The organism is Mesorhizobium sp. BAC0120, assembly GCF_033542235.1.
In the GTDB taxonomy this organism is placed as follows: Bacteria; Pseudomonadota; Alphaproteobacteria; order Rhizobiales; family Rhizobiaceae; genus JAWRCU01.
This window is the reverse complement of the sequence record NZ_JAWRCU010000043.1, coordinates 1-2431: the sequence shown is the minus strand read 5'-3', so window position 1 is coordinate 2431 and position 2431 is coordinate 1. Positions and strand designations below refer to the sequence as shown.

The 2431-nt window shown below is 61.6% G+C and carries 2 protein-coding genes; both read right to left on the bottom strand.

Annotated features, from left to right (window positions below; translation table 11 throughout):
- Positions 1-262: 262 nt before the first annotated feature.
- Complete coding sequence (locus tag SAZ10_RS33485; protein ID WP_318613882.1) at positions 263-1594, bottom strand: extracellular solute-binding protein; 1332 nt, start codon at positions 1592-1594, stop codon at positions 263-265.
- A 176-nt stretch (positions 1595-1770) separates the two neighbouring features.
- The gene (locus tag SAZ10_RS33480) at positions 1771-2151 is read right to left on the bottom strand and encodes a hypothetical protein (RefSeq protein ID WP_318613881.1); all 381 of its coding nucleotides are present in this window, start codon (positions 2149-2151) and stop codon (positions 1771-1773) included.
- Positions 2152-2431 lie beyond the last annotated feature (280 nt).

Here is a 2431-nt window from a genome sequence, read left to right as displayed (position 1 = left end):
TGAAAAGCGCATGCCCCGTCCCCTTTCTGAGTCTCGACAACCAGAAGGTAGACGGAAAATCTCCGTCTTGCGGGGCATGCGCCTGCGGCATTTCGATTCACCAGAAATTTTCCCCGGACAGCCCTGCGTCGACCGGGGGAGAGGTGTTTCGCGAAGCGAACCGGAGTGGAGGTCGACCTCATGCGCGATTGCCCTGCCTGTGGATGGGGAGAAGAGGCGCCACGGTAGGCGGCATCTCCCGCCGAGGTGGTGAGCCCAACGATCAGGGCAGGGCAGCGCCCTTGTAGGTCTGCTCGTAGCGGCGCAGGATCTGGTTCGAGCGGTCGACGGCAGCGTCGATCGCGGCCTGCATGTCCTTCTGGCCGGTGAAGGCCGCCTCAAGCTCGGCGCGGATCTCGGATCGGATCGAGGTGAAGTTGCCAAGGCGGATGCCGCGCGAGAGCGGCCCGACATCGGAAGCCGTCAAGGATTGGATCGCGACCTCGCGTCCGGCATATTTCGGATCGTCGTAAAAGCCGCTCGACTTCAGCAGGTCGAAGCCCTTGGTCGTGACCGGGATATAGCCGGTATTCTCGGCGATGTACTTCTCGCCGGTATCGGGCGCGGTCACATATTTCAGAAAGGCGGCCGCGGCCTCGTATTCTTCCTTCGACTTGCCTTGCATGACCCACAGCGAAGCGCCGCCGACCAGGGAGTTGGTGCGCTTCGAAGCGTCGATCACGGGCAGCATGGCGACACCCCAGTTGAGACCCTGGACCTGCGTGTTCTTGATCGTGCCGTGATTGGCAATCGATTCGGTGGTCGAGGCGCAGGTACCGTCGGCGAAAGCCTGCACGAGGTTCTTGCCGACCTGCGGGGTCTGGATCTTCGCGTAGCCCGCGTCGAGCCAGGCCTTGAAATCCTTCATGTGGTCGACGAAGGCGGTCTTGTTGATGACGAGCTCGGCGCCGAGGCCGCCATAGCCATTGTCGAGCGTGGCGATCGGTATATTGTTGGTCGCCGAGAACTGCTCCAGGTCCATCCAGGTATCGAAGTTGAACGCGAAGCCGCATTCGACGCCGGCCGCTTTCAAAGCCTTGAGGTCCTCGCCGAACTCGGCCCAGGTCTTCGGCGCTTCATTCTTGCCGATCTTCGCCCAGGCGTCCTTGTTCCAGTAGAAGACAGCGGAGGAGGAGTTGTAGGGGAACGACCACATCTCGCCGGCCGAGGTCGCATAGTAATTGGCGATGCCGGGGAAATAGGCCTTCCAATCGATATCGATATCATAGTCCTTGGCGAACTTGCTGGCCGGATAGATTGCGCCAGACAGCATGAAATTCACGGTTCCGGCGTCATAGATCTGCACGACCGTCGGCTGCTGCTTGGCGCGGTAGGCGGCGATCGTGTTCTGCTCGGCCTTGTCGTAGCCGCCTTGTCCGGTGCAGACGGCCTCGTACTTGTCCTGCGACTGGTTGAAGAGCTGACAGTGCTTCTGCACCACCTCGCCCAGGTCGCCGGTCAACCCGTACCAGAACTCAAATTTCGTGCGCTCGGCGGCGCCGGCGCCCGAAGCGATGGCGGTGGCCGCCGTCGCAAGCAGGATCAGTCGTTTCATTCGTCATCTCCATGAGGAAGGTGGCGCGAGCCCGACGCCCGCTACTGGCCTCCCTAGAGAGATCGGATGACAGTCAGTTTGCGATCCTGTGACAGTATGACGACAATCCAACGCGAAGTTGGCCGACGCGAAGTTGCGCGCCGGTCCAATAGCGACTTCGCGTCAGCGCCGAGTCTTCAGACGCCGGCTTCGCGGATCTCGAAGATGTTGCCGCCGCTGGTCACGAAACGGCCGTTGGCGGCGCGCCGCAGGCTGTAACATTTCTCGGCGCCGGAGCGAATCCTGCTCCATTCGGTACAAAGCTCGCCGTCGCGGAAGGCCCAGTGGCCGACATCGGCCTGCGGCTCCGGGCGGTCGATTGAGATCTCGGCCGACCCGTTCCGCCCGAGCGTGAGACGGCCGATGAGCCAGCCACCATCCTCCCACCAGACAATCTGCCGGCCGACCAGTTCGTTCTGAATTTCGGCCGATGTCAGGTCGCCTGCAAAGGCACTCGAAATCGTTAGGAAGGTTGCCGCGCCTATGGCGGCACGAGCCAATGCAATCGCCCGAAGCATGACCACGAATCTCCGGCCACATGACGCTTTGATGACGATTCAATGACATTTGCCGGCTGTTGTCGAGCGGCAGGCGCAGATCGCCAAACACATCGGGCGCGCTCTCCAACCTCGAATTGCGGATGATGCCGACGATGGTAGATTTTGACCGTCGGCGCTGCCCCTTGTATCTGCGCGGAAAGATTTCTGTGCGATGGAAGCGACTGAGCCTCGAACCGGATGGCCATCCGGTTCGAGGCTTGGCGAAGTCGCCCGACGCCCCTTCGGCTACAACCGTCGA

What these genes read in the sequence shown, in the direction of transcription:
- SAZ10_RS33485 (WP_318613882.1), bottom strand. Translation starts at nt 1,594, where the DNA reads ATGAAACGACTGATCCTGCTTGCGACGGCGGCCACCGCCATCGCTTCG.
- SAZ10_RS33480 (WP_318613881.1), bottom strand. Translation starts at nt 2,151, where the DNA reads ATGCTTCGGGCGATTGCATTGGCTCGTGCCGCCATAGGCGCGGCAACC.